This is a genomic window from Curtobacterium sp. MCBD17_040, assembly GCF_003234805.2.
Taxonomy (GTDB): Bacteria; Actinomycetota; Actinomycetes; order Actinomycetales; family Microbacteriaceae; genus Curtobacterium.
This window is the reverse complement of the sequence record NZ_CP126274.1, coordinates 1-19294: the sequence shown is the minus strand read 5'-3', so window position 1 is coordinate 19294 and position 19294 is coordinate 1. Positions and strand designations below refer to the sequence as shown.

The following is a 19294-nucleotide window of genomic DNA, read 5'->3' as shown; positions in this document are numbered from 1 at the left end:
GGAAGCTGCTCCCCTCGCATGGGGTGGGATGCGCGCTGTGACGTGAGGTGGCGTCCCGCATGCGGTTGTCGGGGCCGCGGGCGTCACCTTCGCCAGGGGCGGCCGGCTGCACGATCGGGAACGCGCGTCGGGACCGCCCCTGGCTTCCCCGTCTCCTACGACCGGTTCGCGGCGACGGTCTCGAGGGTGAAGAACAGCTGCTCGCGGGTGGGCGGTTCGCCGCTGATCTCCTGGTAGTCGGTGTACTTCTGCACCGCGGTTCGCAGGGTCACCATCTGCCCGTCGTAGATCTCGAGGGTTCGAGCCATCCGCCACGTCGCCCGGTCCGGCTGGTCGAGCAGTTCGAACAGCCGTCGACGGGAACGCTTCGTCTGCGCGGGACGCCGGAAGTTTGGCCGGGCCCCGCTTTCGGCGCGGCAGACGTCGATGAGGGTCATCGCTCGAAGCAGCTCGTCTCGGACGAGGGGTGGAGCGATGGGTTGCTGCACAGGCATGGTCCTCCAGCACGTAGAACATCCGGAGACGACGTTCGCCTCCGGATGCTCTATGTGCGGACCTGTCCGCGGATGTGCGCTGCTACTTCCGTGGGCGTCCCGGCCGAACGCTCGCGGCGCGGCGAGCCAGGCGGTCCCAGACGCCGGCTGGCGCCTCCACGGCCTTGTTGTGGCGTGCCGGGCAGCGGTGCTCCACACCGACGGAGAACACCCGGTGGCAGGTGTCACAGGAGGTGAGCTTCTCCGCGCGTGCGTTCCCGCGGATGACCGCGTTGAACACATGCCCGGGGCTCCGAGCGGTGATGAGCTCCTGGTACGCGTCCGCGTTCCCCGGGTACCGGTAGTGGTACTTGCCCATGCTGAGGGTGATCTGGCCGTTCTTCGCGTCGAACGCAGCGCCCTTGATGAACGTGGACCCGACCACTGCTTCGACTCGGGTGCCTTCCGAGGCGACGCGCTTGCGGTACTCCTGCCGGAGGGCGTCCACGGTGGTCAGTGCGACCGTCGGGGTGCGGTGCTCGAGGATGACGCGGACTGCTTCACTCATTCGAGCGCTGTCTGCTGCGTTCATTCCAAGCCCGGTGACGGACCATTGCGGGCCGTGCTGGGTGACGCGAACCCATCCCTGCATGTTCTCCGTGCCGTGCAGCACCTGGACGGGGATGTCGAAGGTGCCCCCGTCGACGCCGCGGCTGAACCGCTTGATGGCGGACACGGACGGCATGCGGACGGCGACGTCCTTGCCGTTGTACCAGCGGCGGCTCGTCCGGCGGTGCCCGACGACGGATTCACCGGAGTGCCCACCTGGGGTGAAGTCGTCCGGCATTTTCGGGTAGCCGGCGTTCTCGCGCCACTCCGCGTTCCCGAACGACCGCTCCCACCACTCCGCACGGTTCTCCTTCCCGCGGGAGGCGGTGCCGTTGGAGGCCTGCGCGGCGACGAACGACGCGTGAGCGAGCGCGTCCTTCCGGTCCGCGATCTTCGGCGCGAGCGGATCGGCGGTCGGCTGCGGGGCGAGGTTCACCTGCGGTGCGGCTGCGCCGCCGTCACGACCGAAGTAGTACTCGCCGCCGGACTTGGTGCGGCCGGTGCGCGGGTTGATGGTCCCTGCTCCGGGGACGTCCTTCAAACGGGTCGGTGTGCTCACGTCTGCCATGTGTGCGGCACCGACCCGTTCAGGTCAGTGGAGGAGGCTGGCGAAGGTTCGGGAGGGCTTCGACGCTCGGCGGGTCGCGGCCTTGTGCCGCGGCGGGCACCGGTGCTCGTCGAGGTTCGCGGACACCCGCTCGCACTTCGGGCACGCGTGCAGTTGCACACGCCCCTTCTTGGAGGCGAACAGCCGGTTGAACACCGCGGCGGGCTTGCTGTTGGTGCGCAGCTGGTCGAAGTCCTCGCTGGTGGCGGAGTACCCCCACACGCGGCCGCCGATCTTCATGGCGAGGGTCTTCGACGCCTTGTTGTAGCCGACGGCGCTGAGGACGACTGGTGCGTCCGGGACTTCCTTGATCTGCACGCCGATGCGAGCCATCCGCTGCAGGCGGGACTCGCGGATGTCCTCGATGCCGGTAAACGCACCGGAGACGGTCCGCGACTCGAGCAGCGCGTTCACGGTCTCGCTGACGTACGCGTTGGTGGCGGGGTCCATGCCGAGGCCGCTGACAGCCCACTGCCCGGGCCCGTTCTTCGTCACCCGGATCCATCCCTGCACGTCACCGTTTGGGGTGACGGCGGAGATGGGGATGTCGACGGTCTCGTAGTCGTTGATGCGTGCGAACGCCTTGATGGTGTTCACCGACGGCATCGTCACTGACACTCCGCCTGGCGCGGTGTAGGTGCGGCGGGAGAGCCGTCGGTTCCCGCGGTACCCCTGCTCGGCGTACTTGAGGGAGAAGTCCTCGGGCAGCTTGGCGTACTCCGCGCGGGAGTCGCCGGCGTACTCCGCGCGCACGAGGGCGGTGTTCCACCAGGTGGTGGAGTCGGAGCCGACGATGCGACCGGCGACAGCGGGCACAAACCCGGAGCCGCGCAGCGCGTCCCGGCGTGCGTCGGCAGCTTCGCGGGTGGCGCCACCTGCGTACACGGGGGCGAGGGTGACGGCGGCGTCCGGTCGGGTGTCGACGTCGAACTCGCCGCCGTTGCCCGGGGTGCCGTTGTCCTTCTTCCGCAGGCGCGGGGGAACCGTTGCTGTTGCCATGCAGATCATGTGTGCGGCGCCCCGCACCACATCACCAGTCGACTGAGATCCCGGATCCCACCACGGTCTGGCGGTCGGGCATAGACCCCGCATGACCAACACCAAAGCCGCCGGATTCACCCACGAGTCCCCGAAGAGCCAGTCCATCTCCTGGTACACGCCGCCGGAGATCTTCGACGCCCTCGACCTCATCTACGACCTGGACCCCTGCTCCCCCGGCCTCGACGCATCCTTCGTTCCCGCTATCAGCTGCTACACGGAAGCAGACGACGGTCTCACCTCGCCGTGGCACGGCCTCTGCTGGGTGAACCCGCCCTACGACAACACCCGCGCATGGCTGCAGAAACTCGCCGACCACGGCGACGGCATCGCACTCGTGTTCGCCCGCACCGACACCACCTGGTTCCACGAAGCCGCAGCGCGCGCCGACGTCGTCTGCTTCATCTCCGGCCGCATCCGCTTCTACAAGGGGTCGACGCGACTGTCTGCGCCGAGTCGTTCCAGGTCGAGCTTGTCAGCGAGCACGTCTCCGGAGATCAGTGCTCGGTGCCACGCCTCAATGGTTGCCGCGCGTCGGTCGAGGGTCGTCCCGTTGAGGGCAGTCTCCTCGCTCATGTACTCGGCGAGGCCGTCCGGTCCCCGGTTGGCGTACTCGTCGACGGCAGGGACGCGGGCGACGACCTGGCGCAGCAGTTCGGCGCGCTCGGCGCTGTCTGCTGCGTGGAAGTGCTCCCCAAGCTCCGTCAGCTGATAGGTGCGGAGCCCGCCGCTGGTGTCGGTCTCCACAGCCCGAGGTACCCGGCCGCGTCGGCGTAGTAGGTCCCTTCTCGTTCCGCCGACACTCCGATGGTGTCCGCGATTGCTCCTGACGTGTTCGCATGCTCCCCCACCGCGTCGACGACGGTGATGACCTTCTCGAGGTCGTTCGCCTGCGGGAAGGGGAACGCATCGTTGACGGTGGACTGGGCGCGGAACGACGACAGCGTCACCTGCGGGGCGGCCGCTCCCCCGTCGCGGCTGAAGTAGAACTCGCCGCCGGAACGCTTGTTCCCTCCGGAGCCCCGTGTGCCCGCGCCAACAACATCCTTCAGCCGAGTCATCGCCATCGTCATGACCTGGTTGTGTGCGGCGGCCGCGATCACGAACGTCGGAGGCGCCGTGTACGGTCGGCCAGCCCACAGCTGAGGAGACCCGTGCCGCTGAGTTCCAGCACCGACGATGTCGCTGCCCTGCTCGCCGCATGCAGCAACCAGTTCGGGAAGCTGCTGCTGACCAACGGGTCCCGGCGCGCGGTCCTCGCCATTCAGGCGTTCACGGACCGGCCGACGGAGCGACGCTGGTCACGGGCCCGGGACTACTTCGTCGCGTGGGACGGTGAGCGGTACACGCTTGAGCGGGCCGTCGCCGTGTTCAGCAGCTGGGATGGCTTGGCCGTGCCCACCCGTGAGCAGGTTCTTCACGCCCTCCGGGTCGTCACCCGCTGAGCTGGTCGGCGAGGTGCCGGCTCTCCGCTTGTCCGAGGGTGCCCCGACGCAACTTCGCCCGCTGGTCTCGCATCCACCGGATCGCGCGACGCTGTCGCGGCGTCCGCGGGCCGTCCGCGTTGACCGCTTCGAGGTACTCCCCCGTTCGACGGACGAATGCTGGCGCCGGCTCGACGGCGTCGGTGAACCCGGGGATGACGGGCAGGAGCTCCTGGAAGCGGCTGTCTCGGCGTGCTCGACGTAGCCACTGCCCGGATGGCTCCTGGTACTCCGGTTGCCGTCCGCTCTGGATGCAGAAGATCAGGTAGGTCAGCACCGCGGCGGTACTGTGCACCCTGCTGATGGGGCCGGTGCGCGGCTGATGACCCGCCGCGCGGCCAACGTCAACGAGTGCCGACAGCTCCTGGAGTTCCGCTGCGCCGGCAGCGCTGGTTTCGTCGGCGAGCTGCAACAACAGCGCCCACGCGTCAGCCCACTCTGGGCGCTGCGCCGTGCGTGTCCATCCGGGGATTGCTCGAAGCGCAGCCCGTTGACGGAGCGTGAGGTGGACATCGTCCTGCGCGTTCAGCCAGGGTGTGAGTCCAGCCGCGTCTTCGTCATCGACCTGCGGGTGTCGGCCGTCGTGGGTGTCCAACCAGTGCTCATAGTCGTCGTAGTTCTCCCACCATGCACGTTCCGTCGGCGACAGGTGAAGGTCCACACCGAGATGTTGGAGCGCCGCTCCGATGCTGGCGTCGAGGGTGCCGTCGGCGTACTGCTGCTGAAGGTAGTCCAAGTCTGCGTTGTAGTTCATGCGTCGCCGACCAAGCTCCTGCGGCGGGCAACAGCCGCGTCGTATCGTGCTGTCGCTTCCTCCAGGGTGCAGTTCTGGGCCTTCATGACGACGAGGATGGAACGCTCCCGCGTCGTGCGTCCTCGGATCTGCGACTTCGTCAGGCTCCCCAGCCGCATCGATGCAGCGAACTGCCGCACGACCTCCTCGCTCATGCCGGTGGAAGCGAGCACCACCTTGTCCATGATGATGCGTCTGGGGCCAAGCCCCGGCAGCCCCTCGGCCGCGTCGCCATCGTCGAGCAGGTCAGCGGCAGCGTCCGCGCCGATGATGCCGGCGAGTGCTTCCTCGTCCGAATGCTCCTGGCCCGGCAGCGTCGTCCGGTTGGGACGTCGGCCGAGCCCAAGAGTCATCGCGGTCAGCCACTGGCACAGGATCTCGTCGTGCTCGCTGAGGGCAGCCAGCACTTCGAACACCGGACGGAACGGACCGTTCTTCGTGCGAAGCCGCTTCGCTTCAGCGTCAGTGAGAACGCCGGCGTCCCAGTTCTCCACAGCGATGGCGACGGGAATGAGGATGTGCCCGCGTTCCTTGGATGCCCCCTTCCGTAGCACTCGCCCGACGCACTGGGCAATCTCCACCGCGCTGGACTTCGGGTCAGCGATGAGGATCGCGTCCAGGTCTGGCAGGTCCACCCCCTCCGCCAGGCACTGGCAGTTCGCGATGACGTAGCCGCCGTCCTGGTCCAGGCGAGCCAGACGTGCGGTGCGTTCGCTTGAGCGCATCGTTCCGTCGACGGTGGCGGCGCCGGGAAGGTCCGGGTCAGCGTCCACGAGCGCGGCGAACTTCTCCGCGTCCGCGATGCTGCTGTGGTAGGTCAGGATCCGCCGGTCCCCCGCTGCGACAGCGCGTTTCAGCGCCTGCAGCGCAGCGAACATGGACGCGTCGAGGTAGAAGTCCGCGGTGTTCTCGACGAACGTGCGCTCCTCGACGTACTCCGCGTACTCGCTGTCGTTGGTTGCGATGACGGATACCTGGTAGTCGGTGAGGATGCCGGCCTCGATGGCGTGACCGAAAGTGAAGCTGTGGGCGACCGGACCGAAGGTGGCGTTCGTCTCCCCTTGCGATTCGAGGGTCACCCCTCGTTTCTGCGCTTTCACCTGCGCATCTGCGGTGGCACGTCGCGGGGTTGCTGTCGCGTATACCCGCCATCGGGCGAGGAGACGTTCGGTGCCGTCGTCCTTCCGCTTCACCTGCTCCCCCGTGGTGGACCCCTTCGACGTCGCGCCGACGAGGTGGTGCGCTTCGTCGCAGAACGCGAGGTCGAACTCGGGAACGTGGTGGTGATGCTGCGCGGCGATGGTGATGTACGCCGATTTGTAGGTGGAGAACACGATGAGTCGGCCCACGCTTGGCCTCGCGAGGAAGGCGGAGAGTTCCGCTGCACTATGCACGACCTCGCACGCGAGGTCCTCCTCAGTCGTGTGGACGGTGTCATCGGCCGCCCGGCGGCGACGTCCGCGGCCCACGTCGACGCTGTCGTCCGAGCAGACGGCGACGATGGTCAGCGGTCGTCCGTCATGCTGCCGGCGCACCGCGTCGATGGTCTGCGACATGAGTGTCAGCGTCGGCACGAAGTAGACGACCCGGTCCGCGTGGAGCGCGTCGGCGACGCCGGTTGAGGTCACCGTCTTCCCGGTTCCGCACGCGGAAAGGTATTGAACCTCGGGGCTGCGTCGCAGGCCCCGGACGATGTCATGCACGGCCGCCACCTGATGCGGCCGCAGCGGCATCGCCGTCCCTCGGATCCCCGCCCCGCCGCCCGACCGAAGCTCGCTCCACTCGGTCGGATAGACGGCGGCTCGCTCGAGCCAGTCCCGGTTGTGGACGACCACCGGCGTTGCTCCGCTGCCTCGGTGCACGGAGCGGGCGTTCGCGCCAAGACCGCTGCCGGAGGTGATGAGGATGCGTTTGGTGACACCAGGGATGGTGTTGCTCTTCGTCACGAACGTCGCGTAGTCCGTCATCGTGACAGCGCGACCCGCTGCATACCCCTTGTTTTGCACCGCCCAGAGGTCCCCAGTGTGCGTGGTGACGATGCGGTCCACGCCAAGGTCCTTCACGGGGTGACCTGTTCGCGCCGCCCACTCCCCGTACGGTTCGACCCTGGCCACCTCGTCGCGGTAGCCGACAGCGTTCCGGAGCGCGAAGTCGCTGACGAGCTCGAAGTCGCTTCCGTACTGACTGTGGTCGCCTGGGTCGCGAGGGATGCTGGCGAGCAGACGTTCGAGGGTGGTGCCGTCGTTCACACCTTCGGCTATGCCGCCACGCGCAGGTCAGCTGTTGAGCTCCGACGCCGCGGCCGCCCGGTACTGCTCCAACATGTCCTCCGGGTCCAGTCCCGCTGCCGTCGTCAGGTGCACGAACGTCATCGACGCCACGTACGCCATCGCATACGTGTTCGTCAGCGACCGACTGATGAGTAGCGGGTTCACCCTCGGCTCCACGGTGTGGACGTCCTCCGCATCGACTATCGCGTACCGCATGTAGTGGTCGAAGGTGCGGAACGCGAGCCGACGAGCTCCACGAATCGCAACCGCCGCCCGCTGGAGACGGTCCCGCTGCCGGATGACGAAGTCGTCATACGCGCCCCACGTGGACAGGTGCAGGCTCATCAGCTCGAGGACCAAGTCCTCGTCGAACACATCCCGCAGATCCAGGAACTGATGGATGGCCCTCGCAACGGAACCTGCCAGGACGAGGTTCCCGAACGTCCGGCGAAGCAGACGCACCTGCACGTTGTCGCCGGCGAGCGTCGCGTCAATCAGAGCCAACGCGGGCCCGATACCCAACGTCTCAACCACAGTCCCCCTGCATCAGACGCGACATCCTGTCGTAGCGCCTCAGGCAGAACGATGCGGCGAAAGCCTCCGCATACTGGTGACGCTGGTGATGCTGGTGACGCTGGTCGGGCTGGTAATGCTGGTTTGCACGCGAACCGGGCAGAGACCCCCGCAGCCCCGCCACTCGTGCTGCCCGGCAGGTCTGCGTTCCCGCAAGGAGATGCGATGGCACATGCTCAAACGCGCTGTGCGCCCGTTAGAGCGACCGGACCCCCGCTTTGAGCCCGTCATTCCAGCCCACCCGAGAACGGACGGTAGACGCCAAATGGCGCTGACTGGTGACGCTGGTCACGCCGGTTTGCGCACACTGGTTTGGCCAGCGTCGCTGGTACTACCGGCGCGACCAGCGGGACCGTTTTGCCCACACTGGTCGGGCCGGGATCACCAGCAGCGCCGTTGTGCGCAACATGGCCAGGCTGGCGTTACCAGCAAAACCGGTATGCGCAAACTGGTGATGCTGGTCACACCGGCGCTCGGTTTCTCGCTATGCTCGCGCGAGAGGACGTTTACCGGCGTCACCAGCATCGCCAGCGTGACCAGCGTCACCAGTCAGCGGGGGAGCCCCCGGGGAGCAGCCATGGCAATTACGTTCGACCGCTCGGACCTGCAACGGGTCGTCGCCGTCATCAACAACAAGGGCGGCGTCGGGAAGACCACGCTCTGCGCCAACATCGGCGGGATCCTCGCGGAAGCCGGATGGCGGGTTCTCATCGTTGACCTCGATCCCCAAGGCAACTTGGCGCTCGACCTCGGATACCGGCACTCAGAAGGTGACGACGGGGGAGAGGGACTGTCGAAGTCCCTGCTGTTCGGAGACGCGGTCAAGCCGGTCAAAAACGTCCGGCCCAACCTTGACGTTGTCCCCGGCGGGAGCGAAGTCGAATTCATCGACAAGGGGCTCGGCCCCCGCATGTCACAGAGCGGCGACGTGGCAGTCGCAGCACGCCTCAGCCTCGCCAAGGCGCTCGCCCCCGTCGGTGCGAACTACGACGTCATCCTCCTTGACTGCCCGCCGAACACCGACGCCGTTCAAATGATCGCGATCGCCGCCGCTCGCTACTTCCTGATCCCCGCGAAAGCCGACGACGCCAGCATCGAGGGACTCACCCTCACCGCCCGTCGAAGCGACAAGGTCCTCGACATCAACCCCGACATCGACCTCCTCGGCGTCGTCAACTTCGCTTCCAGCACCTCGGCCAAGAACGTCCGAAAGGAGTTCGCCGACGACGTCGTCAAGGCCCTCAACGGCGAGGAAGCACGCGCGACCGTGTTCGAAAGCTACGTCAGGCACTCCGAAGCGACCGCCAAAGCCGCTCGTGCCAAGGGCCTGCTCGTCCACGAACTCGACAAGAGCGTCAAGAACGGCGAGAAGTGGTACGAAGCGCTGCGCCGTGGTGTGAAGCACGTGTCGCCGGGGCCGCAGTCGGCCGGCAACGTCGCCGACAGCCTCTACGCCGTCACGCAGGAGTTCATCGCACGCCTGACGCAGAAGGAAGAAGAAACGGCCCAGGAGGTGACCGTCAATGCCTGACGACGCTCGCACCATCGGCGGACCGCCGCCCCGCCCGAACACAGGAACCGCAGCGTCACTGCTGCGAGCAAACCGGGCACCGAAGCAAGAGGAACCCGCCCCCGAGGCGAGTGTTCGCGCGGTAGCGCCGCCGCCACCGGCGCCTCGCCGCACCCAACCGCAGGTCTTCGGCACGGCTGACGAGGACAGCGCTGCCGAAGGTGGGGGAGAGGGCACCCGCGCCGAACTGAGCCTCCCCGCAACGAGCTCTGTCCAAGCGCCCGAGCAGGGAGCCTCCGCCGTCGAGCAGTCGCAGGCAGCGGCAGTTGCCCCCGCGGCGTCCACGCTGGAACCTGCGGCAACGCCCGTGGCCGCCGTTACGAAGGCGCCTCCGGCCGGCCCCGAGGCCGCTTCCGCCACCGCGCCGCAGGACGCGCACTTCGTCTCCAACCCATACACGCGTCGGAAGTACGGCGTGACGGGGGAGGAGAGCCCGGAGGACATCGTGAAGGTGACGTTCGAGGTTCGCCGCGGGGACCGGGATGCGTTCAACGCGGCGTTCGGTGCTGCACGGTTGTTCGAGGGCGCACAGACGCCGAAGGAAGTGCTGACCCGCATCTACAACGCGGAGACGAAGCGGCTCGAAGATGCCTACAACGAAGGTCGGCCCTACGAACGGCGGACCAAGCAGGCACCTCGAGGGCGCCCGATTGGAAGCGACCGCCAGTAGCGAAGATCGTGACACGCCGACGCGGATACCGCGTGGGTGTTTGGTCCCCGAGCACGCTAGCTCGCGTACCAACTCGGATGGGGGAGCGCCAGGGATAGTGCGCTCTGCCGGGTGGAACGCACCGATCCTGCGCGCCCGCACGCGCCCCTTGCTTCCCCGCTCTCCGGAGGTTCCCCATGGGTGACGAGTTCATCATCACCGAGCAGTCAACACAGACGTCGCTTGCTCCGATCCGCATCGACGAGACAACGGCTCGTCTCGTCAACTACGCCGCCAGCCTCGAGGGCGCCGACGAAGACGCGATGGACGTCGGCTACTCCGCCCGGCTCTGGGCTCAGGTGTCCCTGCCGTACCGGAACCCCGGCGACATTCCCTACTGGGAGCGCCGGAACGGGAACGTGTCCCTGATGATGCAGCCGGCGCTGATCCTCGACCCAGAGACGGGGGAGCGGCGACCCGCGTACCCGTACGGTGTTCTCCCTCGCCAGGCCATGAACTGGATGGCAACCGAAGCGGTTCTCACCCAGTCGAAGCAGCTCGAGCTCGGCCGGTCGATGAAGGCGTTCATGGCGAAGATCGGCCTCGCCCACGGCGGTCGGGACCACAAGCGTGTCTCCGACGGGCTACGGCGCCTGTTCGGTGCGAACCTCAGCGTCGAAGGCCTGGAAATCAAGGAAGACGGGCACGGCGAAGCGATGGAGTACTTCCGCATCGCTGACAGCGTCCGCCTCTGGTTCGGCAAGGACGACGTCGAGGACAACGACGGCCTCTGGCGCTCCACCGTCACCCTCTCGGACCGCTTCTACGACTCCATCGTCAAGTCACCAGTCCCCATCGACCTGAACGCGATGAAGGCGCTGGGGAAGTCAGCGATGCGCATGGACATCTACCTCTGGCTCACGTACCGCATGTTCTACCTGCGGACCGCGACCCGCATCAAGTGGTCCGACCTCAACCTGCAGTTCGGCGCCCAGTACACCCAGCCGCACAAGTTCAAGGCCGCCTTCGAAGGGCACCTCAAGGCCATCAAGATCATCTACCCGGAAGCCCGAGTGGAACCGACCCCGGACTACCTCATCCTCCGGCCCTCCAAGCCGCACGTGGAGCCCACGAAGCCAAGACGAGCCCTCACGTAGGCAGGAACCTCACCGGACGCCCCCAGCTGCTCGCTGGGGGCGTATCGCGTCGCATCGACGGACCAGATACCCACACTCCGGCGCGCAAGTCGCGGTTCTTGCGGACTTCAGGGCCAGCGCACTCCACCTACGAGGATCAGATACCCACAGCAGCGGCACGCCTGCCGCCCGGCAGGGGGTGCCCGACTCCACCGCCCAGCCGCCAACCGGCGTCGGCAAGCGGTCCTCCTCGGGATGCAGCGGCCCGCACGAAAAGCGTGGGTATCCGATCCGCGGGGTGCCAGCCATGGGTCGCAGCGCGTGGGTATCCGATCCTCGCGTCCACGACGCCGGCGTGGGTATCGATCCTTCGGCTCCTCGATACAGCAAGCGTCCGCTCAACGGACCATGGGAAGGGCCGGCGCCCCGAGAGTGTGGGCATCTGATCCTCGAACCGGCATCGGGAGTGTGGGTATCTGGTCCGCAGCAGCGGCGCGGGCAATGTGGGTATCTGGTCCTTGGCCGTTTGACGGTCGTGTGGGTATCTGGTCCTGAGCGCGCGTGGTGCGGCGTGGGCATCTGGTCCTCAAACGTGGGTATCTAGTCCTCCCAGTTATCTGGCAGGCGTGGGCATCTGGTCCGAAGCCGTGGGTATCCGGTCCTCGTCGACACCGGTTCACCCGGTTACGGCCCATGACGAGCTCGGGAGGCAGCGGCGTCCCCGCCTGTGGGGTGGAGTCGGTCGACGTGGGTATCCGGTCCGCGCCCCGTCCTCACCCGTGGCTTGCTCAGAGCGCTCGACGTGGGCATCTGGTCCTCTCGGTGCTCGAGGACCCAGGTGTTCGGATACCCACGCCTACGCCTTGCGTGGGTATCTGGTCCTCACCGGTCGCCTTGCATCGGTGGAAGACCGTGGGTACCTGGTCCGCACTGCCCGTACGCAAGTGCAGCTCACTCGTCTTCGGCGTAGCGGAGCGGTGTGGGTATCGGGTCCTTGAGCGACGGAGGCACCACCGCTGGCCAGACGTGGGTATCGGGTCCTCGGCGGTGCAGCGCATCAGGCCGTCCTCACCTTCGGAGCTGTCTCCCTCCAATGGATGCTCTGGACCCAACCATCTGTGGACAGCTCGTTGTCGCTCTTATGGTTGCGTTGGTACTGAGATCAGTTACAGGGGAGAGCTACAGGGAAGAACTACAGGGGGAGCGTCCGCGGAGTGTGGGGATCCGCATGCTGGTGCCGATCCGAGCCCCTACCTGGCCGGGATTTGCGGACCGGATACACACGGCGCGCGGACCGGATGCCCACAGGACGAGGACCGTTGACCCACGGATCCGGACCAGATACCCACGGAACCGTGTGGGTTTCTGGTCCCTGGCCTCCGTTGGACCGTGCGCACAGCGTAAGCCGCACACGGGGGAGTGGCAGCATAGGGGTCAGCGGCTGCGCTTGCCGCTGGTCCGCGCTTTCGGCGGCACGGTCGCCTTCCGTACCGGCGCCGGCGGCATGCTGGTGATGCAGGGCACGTCGTGGTGGACGATGTAGGTCTTCTCGGTTCGGCCGAAGCCCTGCTCGTCGACGGTGACGAACCGCTGCAACGACAGGCTGTCGAAGATCCGCTTGTCGTCTCCGCTGGCCGTCCGGAGGTCTGCCTCGAGCACGGTGATGGGCGCGCTGATGATGCCTCGGAGCGGCGCGTGCTGGTTGTCCACGAGTGCTTCTATGCGCGGACGGGGCGCCACGAGACGGCTGCGGGGGAGGGGACTGCTGATTTGGCGCGTCCTGGGACCCTTGGCGCTGTCACCGGGCCCGGGGGAGTGGGTCTGGGGAGGGTCGCCGCTTCAGACCCGCCTTGCCTCGCGCGTTGCTGCTGCAACGAACGGGCAACCAAATGCCGGGGGTGCGCGCGTGCAGAAGCGCCCAGCACCTGGGGAAGGGGCTGGGCGCTTCACGATGCGGGCAGTCGCTACTGGCCGTCGGTTCCGGCGACCTCGTTCCACGTGGCTGCCTGCGCGGCACTGAGGGCGACGTAGAGCTGGTCGCGGACGAAGATGCTGCGTCCGGAGATGACGGTGAACGGCCAGACGCGTTCTCCGGCGTACTCGCCGTTCGGCCAGACCGGCGCTTCGGGGAACTCGGCGTTCAGCCGCTTGCGGATGTTGCGGCAGGCGCTGCGCCACTCCTCGAGCGTGAGGCTGGTCTGCTCGACGATGTCCTCGGTGGAGAACCACTGCTCGGGGTGCGCGGCGAGCAGCTGCATCACCTCGCGGATCCGGCGCATCGTGATCGACGTGCCTTCCGCGATGTGGGCGTAGCCGGCCGCCGTCCACGGCGGCCTCCGGTCCAGGGCGCCCTGCTTGACCGCGGACGCGAGGAGCTCGCGGTCACGAACCTCGGTGGGCGCCGGGGCGACCGGCTGATTGCGGGAGCGTTGGCGTTCGGCGACGAGTTCGCGGAGTTCGTCGGCGTCCTGCTCGGGTACAGGCAGCATCGTCCAGGTAGTGGTCATGTCGGTTCGGGTCCGTTTCTCGAGGGCTTTCCTCGTGGCCCCGACCATACGCCTTGCCCTGTTCTGTTGCAACAGATTTGCGCAAGACGCTTAGGGGAGAGTCGCGCTCAGGCCCCCACCATGCGAAGGAGTGCGGCCATCTCCGGTGCCATCGAGTACAGGCGCTTCTTGGGATCCCAGTCCCAGACGAAGTGCCAGGCTCTACCGGGCTCGTAGTCGTAGGACGGGAGGTCGTGGCCGCTGACGACCTGACCGACGCCGCCGAGGATGCCGGCGATCGCCTGCGTGCTCTTGGCGCCGACGGCTGCCACGACGTCGGCGGGCAGAAAATGGCGTGGTGGTTCCTCCTCGGCCCCAGCAATGAGAACCCGGAGGACGTCCCGCCCCGGGTCGGTCACGTCATGCCAGAACGCTGCGGCCCGTTCCTCCGCCCCCTGCTCTCGAGTCCATGCTGGCGGCTGGCCGGCCTGATGCCGCGCAGGCGGGTTCTCGCCCTCGCTCGAGGGCGACGGACCGCCACCCATGAAGTCGCCAAAGCGGATGTAGAACTCCTCCATCCGCGCGTCCGGCACATACACGGTCACCTGTCGATACACGGCGGCTCTCCTCATCAAGGGGGCTCCAAGCGGGCTTGGTTGAAGCATCGCCTGTGCCGTTGCACCGGGGCAAGGCCCGGGCGAGTGGCTGCCCAAAGCGCGACGGGGCGGCCTCCTGGGGTCGTTGGACGGACTGTGATGGTGGGGGTGGTGGGCGCGGAGGCGGGCTCGTGGATTCAGTGACTGGTCGCTTCCGGGTAGCAGCAAACTCGTCAGCCCAATAGGAGTTATCCTGACGAGTCCCGCGGTCACCATCGTCAACAAGCCTTCGCATCGTTGATTTGGCGGGCTTCTCAGCGCGTGCGGCGGGTCTCCGGACTCCGGCGTTTCAGCCAAGGATGTCGTTGGGACGTGCGAGTATCGCCACTATGAGCGACGCGGAGCAGGAGTTCGAGCTCGAGACGCCGGCCGGGCCGTCTCCGGAGCCCGCTCGTCCGCCTCGTTCCGTTCGCATCGTGGAGACCATCTCCGGGGTCTCACCCGAACGGCTCGCAGAGGTGGAACGCCTTGCCGCAGGGAAGGTGGCACTGAACCAGCACGTCGACGAGACGCTTGCGACCCGGCCGCCGGAGAAGCCGCCGGCAAGCACGGACAAGTACATCACCGAGGATCGGCTGCAGGAACTTCGTCTCCTCCAGTCCGAGGCGATGTCGGAGCACACGCTGCGTGCGTACAAGCTGGACTGGGCACGCTTCGTGAAGTGGTGCGACGACCGGAACATCAAGTGCCTGCCGTCCGACCCGCTCGTGGTGTCCCGGTACCTGCAGGAAGCGGCGATGCTCGGCAAGGACGACATCGCCACGCCGTACGCGTCGAACACCCTCGCCCGCTGGGTTGCCGCCATCGACAAGATGAACGAGCTCGGCCGGTACCCGCGCCCCAGCCAGGACCCAGAGGTCGACCTCACACTCAAAGCACTCCGCAGGACCAACGGCGGAGAACTGCGACGCATGCCAGCCCTGCTCATCGAAGAGCTGCGCGCAATGGTGTCCACCATCGACATCAACAGCTACCCGAAGGGCGTCATCGGCACCCGCGACTACGCCCTCATCGTGATGGGGTTCGCTGGCGCGTTCCGCCGCAGCGAACTCGCCGCGCTCCTCATCGGCGACGTCCGACTCCACCCCGACGACGGCTTGCACGTCCGCGTCCGGAAGTCCAAGACCGACCAGGAAGCGCGCGGCCGCACGAAAGCGCTTCCGTACGGTGCGACGGCAGCGACCTGCCCCGTGTGCGCATTCATGCGCTGGATCCTCGTCACCGAAGCGATGTCCGCCGCTCGAGCACGACCGGCGGTGATGCGCGTCCTCGCGGCGAACACCATCGACGAGCACATCTGCGCACGCGGCCGCGGCGCGGACGACCCGGTGGACTGGGATGACCCGTTCCCCGCCTGGCGACGCCTACCCAAGCGCATGCCGCTGTTCCGACCGGTGTCCCATGCCGGCCGGTTCTTCAAAGACACCGCCATCGACGGTCAGGTGGTCCAGGACGCGCTCGTGCGCATCGCCAAGCGCGCCGGCATGGACTCCCGCCACTACGGCGCGCACTCCCTCCGCGCCGGGTTCGTCACCTCCGCGCTGCGAAAGGGTCTGAACCCGCACCAGATCATGCGTCAGTCCTGGCACACCAGCGAAGCGATGATCGAGGTGTACGGCCGCGAGCACGCACCGCTGGACAACAACGCCGTCACCGAAATCGGCCTGTGATAAGCACGCTCCCGCCAACGCTGCAGCAGTATTGGGCGTTGTTCGACGACTGGTGCGATGCGTTCGAGCAGCCGAAGCTACCCACTCGGCCAGACACCATCGTCACGTTCCTTCGCACGTTCCCAAGCGGAGTGCCGACGAACACGCTTCGCGTTCGCGCCATCCGCCGCGCCCACGAGGATGCCGGCGCACCACTGGACCTCGACGGGCTGCGGGCCGCCGCGGAGGATGTGCCGTTCCGGGGACTGACACCGCCGCGAACACTGATCCGTACCGGGGACGGGATGACCCGCACCGTCAGCGAGGCGCTCGCGCAGCTGCCGACCACCGCACATCGGAACAATCTCCCGACCGCCCTCCGCGGCCGCCGTGACGGGTTCCTCATCGTCCTGTTCGGTGTGCTCGGCTTCACCCGCGAAGAGGTCCGGAAAGTCACCACCGCTGACATTCGCCTTGACCCGGTCACCATCCAGGGACGCACTGTGCCCCGCGACAATGGGACTCCGCCCGGCTGTCCCGCCTGCGCCGTCACCCGGTGGCTTCGTGTGGCGCTCCCCGCGGAGCTCGGCCGGAAGCGAGACGTCGCCGAGGCCGTCGATCCGCGTACCTTCGACCCGGACGTGCACGACTGCGACGAAGGGCTCGAGCATGAGTGGCGGAAGGCGACGAACATCGTCCCCGCCATTGACCAGCATGGGTGGCTTGACGTGCACCAGCCGATCAGCACCCGCAGCCTCACCACCATCGCCGGCCGCGTCCAACGGTTCACCGGACGACGCGAACAACGGTGGGAAGCACCAGCGGCCGTCCCCACCCGCTTCGACGGGATGAGCCGACAGCAGTTCACCGACGAAATGGACGAGTTCGACCTCAAGGTCGCCCAAGCACTCGCCCGCACCGCCGCCGCCCTCGAAGAAGCGCAACACACCTCCGACGAGATGCTCGGCCTGCTCAACACGAAGACGGGGTAGCAGGTGGCCGCCAACGGTTCGACGTCGCTACGGCGCCCGCAGTCGGGTCGGTGCCTCCCGCTACCATCGCCGAAACGGGAGGGAGTGTGGTGGTCGAGGAGCGAGTGGAGTTCAAGACACTGGGCCGGGACAAGTTCGACCGGGTTGTGGAGGCGTTGCTTCGCGCCGAACATCAGGGGGACGGACGGCGTGCCCAAGCGATCGATGGGCGCGGTGGCGATGATGGCATCGACTTCGGCGTGTGGGGTGCGGATGGCTCTATCGAGCACATCTACCAGCTGAAGTACTACCCCGAAGGATTCTCCGCAAAGCACTCGGACCGACGGCGGAAAGTGCGCGAGTCACTGGACCGCGCATGGAGCATCAATCACCCGCCGAAGTGGACGCTCGTCATCCCCGGGAACCCATCCATCGACGAGTTCAAGAAGACGCTTGCGATGCGCGACAACCGCCCAGTCCGCATCGAGATCATGGGGCAAGCCGAACTCGACGTCCTCCTCGCCAAGCACCAACATGTCCACCAACGTTTCTTCACCGATCACACCCTGAGCTACCTGATGGCGCTCAACCGTCCAGAGGAGGCGCTCGCGAGGGACGGTGACCTCGGCAAGGTGCTCGAGCGGGTACGCGAGCGGATGCTGATTCGAAGCGACCACTGGGGGGTCGATTTCTCCGTTGACAGTGCGAGCGGTGTCATCTCCAAGACCCTCATCGCTCGAACCCCAGATGCACACCTTAAGGAGCCGCTCACCACCGAGCTGACGACGTCGTTCGACGACTCAACGGCGGACCTTCGGGACCAGTACGTACACGCGCTCCGCTTCGGAGTAGCCGATCCAGTCGTCCTCCCGCGCCGGGTCATCACGTCCTTCAAGCGCCGCGGCCCCGACTGGTTCCACAGCGACGACCTCCCGGCGGAGCTCCATCTTCTGCCGGGGGATGCTGGCGCTGGTACTGCAATCAAGATCATCGCGCAGGGGCCCGGAAGCCGGCACTTGTACAGCGTCAACGGCACCGTACGGCGGTCGCCCCGCGGTGAGGAGGGCGGGCAACTCCTCGCCGACGGTCCCGGAGGCCTATCGTTGCGCTTCCTCCTCCCCGACGACGAGGAGAAGTACACGCCGGAGGTCACCTTCGAGGTGTCGGCGCGGGCAGGAGTGCCGATCCGCGAAGCTCGCCATCTCGCTCGATTCCTCACCGCTCTCGCGGATGCGTCGGAGCTACGCCTCCGTGTGGAAGGCGAGGACTGGCTCGTGGCAACCTTCCAACCCGAGGAGATGCAGCGTCCCGCGGCGTCGTTCGTCACGTTCCTCGACGACCTCGTCGCCGTCGAGGACGCCTTCGGGGTCTCCCTCGTCTTCCCCGAGGAGGGCGTGACAAAACGCGACCGCCTCTGGGCCGCGACACTGCGTCAAATCGCTCGTGGAGCGGCAGTGCCCTTCCCAGGCATCGACGGTTTCAACTTCCACCTGTCGGGCCAGTACGACGACCAGACACTTCGGCTGCTCCGCACACCGAAGGCATCCCTGCTCGTCCAGGAACAGGATTTCGTCGTCGAACTCCTTGGCGAGGAAGTGCACGTCGGCCACGTGTTCATCCACCAACTCCACGGCACTTTCACCGACGGTCACGCACACGCGGCCGCCCTCGAAGCCGGCCACGGCGCAAACCGTCCCGCTCACGTCGGCAGCAAGGACGGTCTGCCGTGGATGATTTACCTGCCCGACCGGGTTCCGGCCGATCGTGCCGTGGAACTCGCTGGCTGGGAAGCCGGGCTCCCGGAACATCCCGGGCTCGAAGCGCTGCAAGCGCTGCAGGCTCAGGAAATGCCCGGTCCTGACCGTCGTCGCGTTGGCTGAGCCGCCCCGTTCCTGCGGGCCACAGGGCGGTCAGCCGTGCAACCGCTCCCACTGTTCGTCGTACGCGTCAAGGAACGCCGGTGCGCTGACGTCGAACCGTGCCGCGGGGACGATGTCGGGTGGGGTGGTGGCGCCGGGCTCGATTCGGTAGAACCGGCCGCAGACCAGGCAGATGACTCCGTGTGCGGTGGTCTCGTCGTCGTGAAGTTGCCCGTGTTCGTCGGTGGTGACGAAGCCATCGCCGTGGTTGGTGTTGGAGCAGACGCAGCGCTGGTCGTTGCCGTAGTCGATGAAGGCCGGTTCGGTGCCTGCGCCATCAACGTTGGGCCAGGCGAAGTTTTCGCTGTTGAGGGCGACGTCGTCTGCGGCGGTGTGGGCTTGTCCGGCGAACTGGCCGCCGTTGGCAGGTGTTCCCTCTGTGTCCTTGCGTCGCAGCTGCGCCATGTTGTC

At 67.1% G+C, this 19294-nt stretch carries 19 protein-coding genes; 8 read left to right on the top strand and 11 right to left on the bottom strand.

Annotation, left to right across the window (positions count from 1 at the left end):
* Positions 1 to 155 precede the first annotated feature (155 nt).
* From DEI94_RS16010 to DEI94_RS16000, 3 genes are all read right to left on the bottom strand, one after another.
* Positions 156 to 488 (bottom strand): hypothetical protein, encoded by a 333-nt coding sequence (locus DEI94_RS16010; RefSeq protein ID WP_146249379.1) that lies wholly within the window; start codon positions 486 to 488, stop codon positions 156 to 158.
* Between the two features lie 88 nt (positions 489 to 576).
* On the bottom strand, positions 577 to 1641 hold the full coding sequence (locus DEI94_RS16005) for a KTSC domain-containing protein (protein WP_146249378.1): 1065 nt from the start codon (positions 1639 to 1641) through the stop codon (positions 577 to 579).
* Positions 1642 to 1674: 33 nt separating this feature from the next.
* Positions 1675 to 2688 (bottom strand): hypothetical protein, encoded by a 1014-nt coding sequence (locus DEI94_RS16000; protein WP_146249377.1) that lies wholly within the window; start codon positions 2686 to 2688, stop codon positions 1675 to 1677.
* A 91-nt stretch (positions 2689 to 2779) separates the two neighbouring features.
* Here DEI94_RS16000 and DEI94_RS15995 point away from each other — a divergent pair, with 91 nt between their 5' ends.
* Positions 2780 to 3439, top strand: coding sequence for a DNA N-6-adenine-methyltransferase (locus tag DEI94_RS15995; RefSeq protein ID WP_111025377.1), 660 nt, complete (start codon positions 2780 to 2782; stop codon positions 3437 to 3439).
* Here DEI94_RS15995 and DEI94_RS15990 read toward each other — a convergent pair.
* Positions 3432 to 3788, bottom strand: coding sequence for a hypothetical protein (locus DEI94_RS15990; protein WP_146249376.1), 357 nt, complete (start codon positions 3786 to 3788; stop codon positions 3432 to 3434). The two genes, DEI94_RS15995 and DEI94_RS15990, sit on opposite strands and share 8 nt — an antisense overlap.
* Positions 3789 to 3881: 93 nt before the next feature.
* Here DEI94_RS15990 and DEI94_RS15985 point away from each other — a divergent pair, with 93 nt between their 5' ends.
* Entirely contained in the window at positions 3882 to 4172 is a 291-nt protein-coding gene (locus tag DEI94_RS15985) for a hypothetical protein (RefSeq protein ID WP_111025373.1), read from the top strand.
* Here the strand turns inward: DEI94_RS15985 and DEI94_RS15980 are convergent.
* Genes DEI94_RS15980 through DEI94_RS15970 form a run of 3 tightly spaced genes read right to left on the bottom strand, consistent with a single transcriptional unit; the run spans position 4162 to position 7808 of the window.
* Positions 4162 to 4965 (bottom strand): hypothetical protein, encoded by an 804-nt coding sequence (locus DEI94_RS15980; RefSeq protein ID WP_111025371.1) that lies wholly within the window; start codon positions 4963 to 4965, stop codon positions 4162 to 4164. The two genes, DEI94_RS15985 and DEI94_RS15980, sit on opposite strands and share 11 nt — an antisense overlap.
* Positions 4962 to 7253: a DEAD/DEAH box helicase family protein gene (locus tag DEI94_RS15975; protein WP_111025369.1), complete on the bottom strand. Its 2292-nt coding sequence runs from the start codon at positions 7251 to 7253 to the stop codon at positions 4962 to 4964. The genes DEI94_RS15980 and DEI94_RS15975 overlap by 4 nt, the downstream gene beginning before the upstream one ends.
* 27 nt (positions 7254 to 7280) lie before the next feature.
* Entirely contained in the window at positions 7281 to 7808 is a 528-nt protein-coding gene (locus tag DEI94_RS15970) for a hypothetical protein (RefSeq protein ID WP_111025367.1), read from the bottom strand.
* A 478-nt stretch (positions 7809 to 8286) separates the two neighbouring features.
* On the opposite strand from DEI94_RS15970, the gene DEI94_RS15965 reads away from it, so the two are divergent.
* The 3 genes from DEI94_RS15965 to DEI94_RS15955 all read left to right on the top strand — a co-directional run bounded on the left by DEI94_RS15965 (position 8287) and on the right by DEI94_RS15955 (position 11223).
* Positions 8287 to 9378: a ParA family protein gene (locus DEI94_RS15965; protein WP_220038753.1), complete on the top strand. Its 1092-nt coding sequence runs from the start codon at positions 8287 to 8289 to the stop codon at positions 9376 to 9378.
* Between the two features lie 346 nt (positions 9379 to 9724).
* Positions 9725 to 10087: a hypothetical protein gene (locus DEI94_RS15960; protein WP_111025365.1), complete on the top strand. Its 363-nt coding sequence runs from the start codon at positions 9725 to 9727 to the stop codon at positions 10085 to 10087.
* 176 nt (positions 10088 to 10263) lie between these two features.
* Positions 10264 to 11223, top strand: a complete 960-nt coding sequence (locus DEI94_RS15955; RefSeq protein ID WP_111025363.1) for a replication protein RepA — start codon at positions 10264 to 10266, stop codon at positions 11221 to 11223.
* A gap of 1413 nt (positions 11224 to 12636) precedes the next feature.
* On the opposite strand, the gene DEI94_RS15950 is transcribed toward DEI94_RS15955, so the two are convergent.
* From DEI94_RS15950 to DEI94_RS15940, 3 genes are all read right to left on the bottom strand, one after another.
* A complete protein-coding gene (locus DEI94_RS15950; protein WP_111025361.1) occupies positions 12637 to 12912 on the bottom strand; it encodes a hypothetical protein in 276 nt (91 codons plus the stop codon).
* 254 nt (positions 12913 to 13166) lie between these two features.
* On the bottom strand, positions 13167 to 13709 hold the full coding sequence (locus DEI94_RS15945; RefSeq protein WP_111025359.1) for a hypothetical protein: 543 nt from the start codon (positions 13707 to 13709) through the stop codon (positions 13167 to 13169).
* Positions 13710 to 13816: 107 nt separating this feature from the next.
* Positions 13817 to 14305: a hypothetical protein gene (locus DEI94_RS15940; protein ID WP_111025357.1), complete on the bottom strand. Its 489-nt coding sequence runs from the start codon at positions 14303 to 14305 to the stop codon at positions 13817 to 13819.
* Between the two features lie 455 nt (positions 14306 to 14760).
* Between DEI94_RS15940 and DEI94_RS15935 the strand changes: the two genes are divergently transcribed.
* The 3 genes from DEI94_RS15935 to DEI94_RS15925 all read left to right on the top strand — a co-directional run bounded on the left by DEI94_RS15935 (position 14761) and on the right by DEI94_RS15925 (position 18844).
* Complete coding sequence (locus DEI94_RS15935) at positions 14761 to 16014, top strand: site-specific integrase (RefSeq protein WP_181441680.1); 1254 nt, start codon at positions 14761 to 14763, stop codon at positions 16012 to 16014.
* Positions 16015 to 16298: 284 nt separating this feature from the next.
* Positions 16299 to 16985 carry a hypothetical protein gene (locus DEI94_RS15930; protein ID WP_146249375.1) on the top strand — a complete coding sequence of 229 codons (687 nt, stop codon included), beginning with the start codon at positions 16299 to 16301 and terminating at the stop codon, positions 16983 to 16985.
* Positions 16986 to 17089: 104 nt separating this feature from the next.
* Positions 17090 to 18844, top strand: coding sequence for a hypothetical protein (locus tag DEI94_RS15925; protein ID WP_111025351.1), 1755 nt, complete (start codon positions 17090 to 17092; stop codon positions 18842 to 18844).
* Positions 18845 to 18874: 30 nt separating this feature from the next.
* On the opposite strand, the gene DEI94_RS15920 is transcribed toward DEI94_RS15925, so the two are convergent.
* The gene (locus DEI94_RS15920; RefSeq protein WP_111025349.1) at positions 18875 to 19288 is read right to left on the bottom strand and encodes a hypothetical protein; all 414 of its coding nucleotides are present in this window, start codon (positions 19286 to 19288) and stop codon (positions 18875 to 18877) included.
* Positions 19289 to 19294: the final 6 nt, after the last annotated feature.

What these genes read in the sequence shown, in the direction of transcription:
- DEI94_RS16000 (WP_146249377.1), bottom strand. Translation starts at nt 2,688, where the DNA reads ATGGCAACAGCAACGGTTCCCCCGCGCCTGCGGAAGAAGGACAACGGC.
- DEI94_RS15995 (WP_111025377.1), top strand. Translation starts at nt 2,780, where the DNA reads ATGACCAACACCAAAGCCGCCGGATTCACCCACGAGTCCCCGAAGAGC.
- DEI94_RS15990 (WP_146249376.1), bottom strand. Translation starts at nt 3,788, where the DNA reads ATGACTCGGCTGAAGGATGTTGTTGGCGCGGGCACACGGGGCTCCGGA.
- DEI94_RS15980 (WP_111025371.1), bottom strand. Translation starts at nt 4,965, where the DNA reads ATGAACTACAACGCAGACTTGGACTACCTTCAGCAGCAGTACGCCGAC.
- DEI94_RS15965 (WP_220038753.1), top strand. Translation starts at nt 8,287, where the DNA reads ATGCGCAAACTGGTGATGCTGGTCACACCGGCGCTCGGTTTCTCGCTA.
- DEI94_RS15955 (WP_111025363.1), top strand. Translation starts at nt 10,264, where the DNA reads ATGGGTGACGAGTTCATCATCACCGAGCAGTCAACACAGACGTCGCTT.
- DEI94_RS15945 (WP_111025359.1), bottom strand. Translation starts at nt 13,709, where the DNA reads ATGACCACTACCTGGACGATGCTGCCTGTACCCGAGCAGGACGCCGAC.
- DEI94_RS15930 (WP_146249375.1), top strand. Translation starts at nt 16,299, where the DNA reads ATGACCCGCACCGTCAGCGAGGCGCTCGCGCAGCTGCCGACCACCGCA.
- DEI94_RS15920 (WP_111025349.1), bottom strand. Translation starts at nt 19,288, where the DNA reads ATGGCGCAGCTGCGACGCAAGGACACAGAGGGAACACCTGCCAACGGC.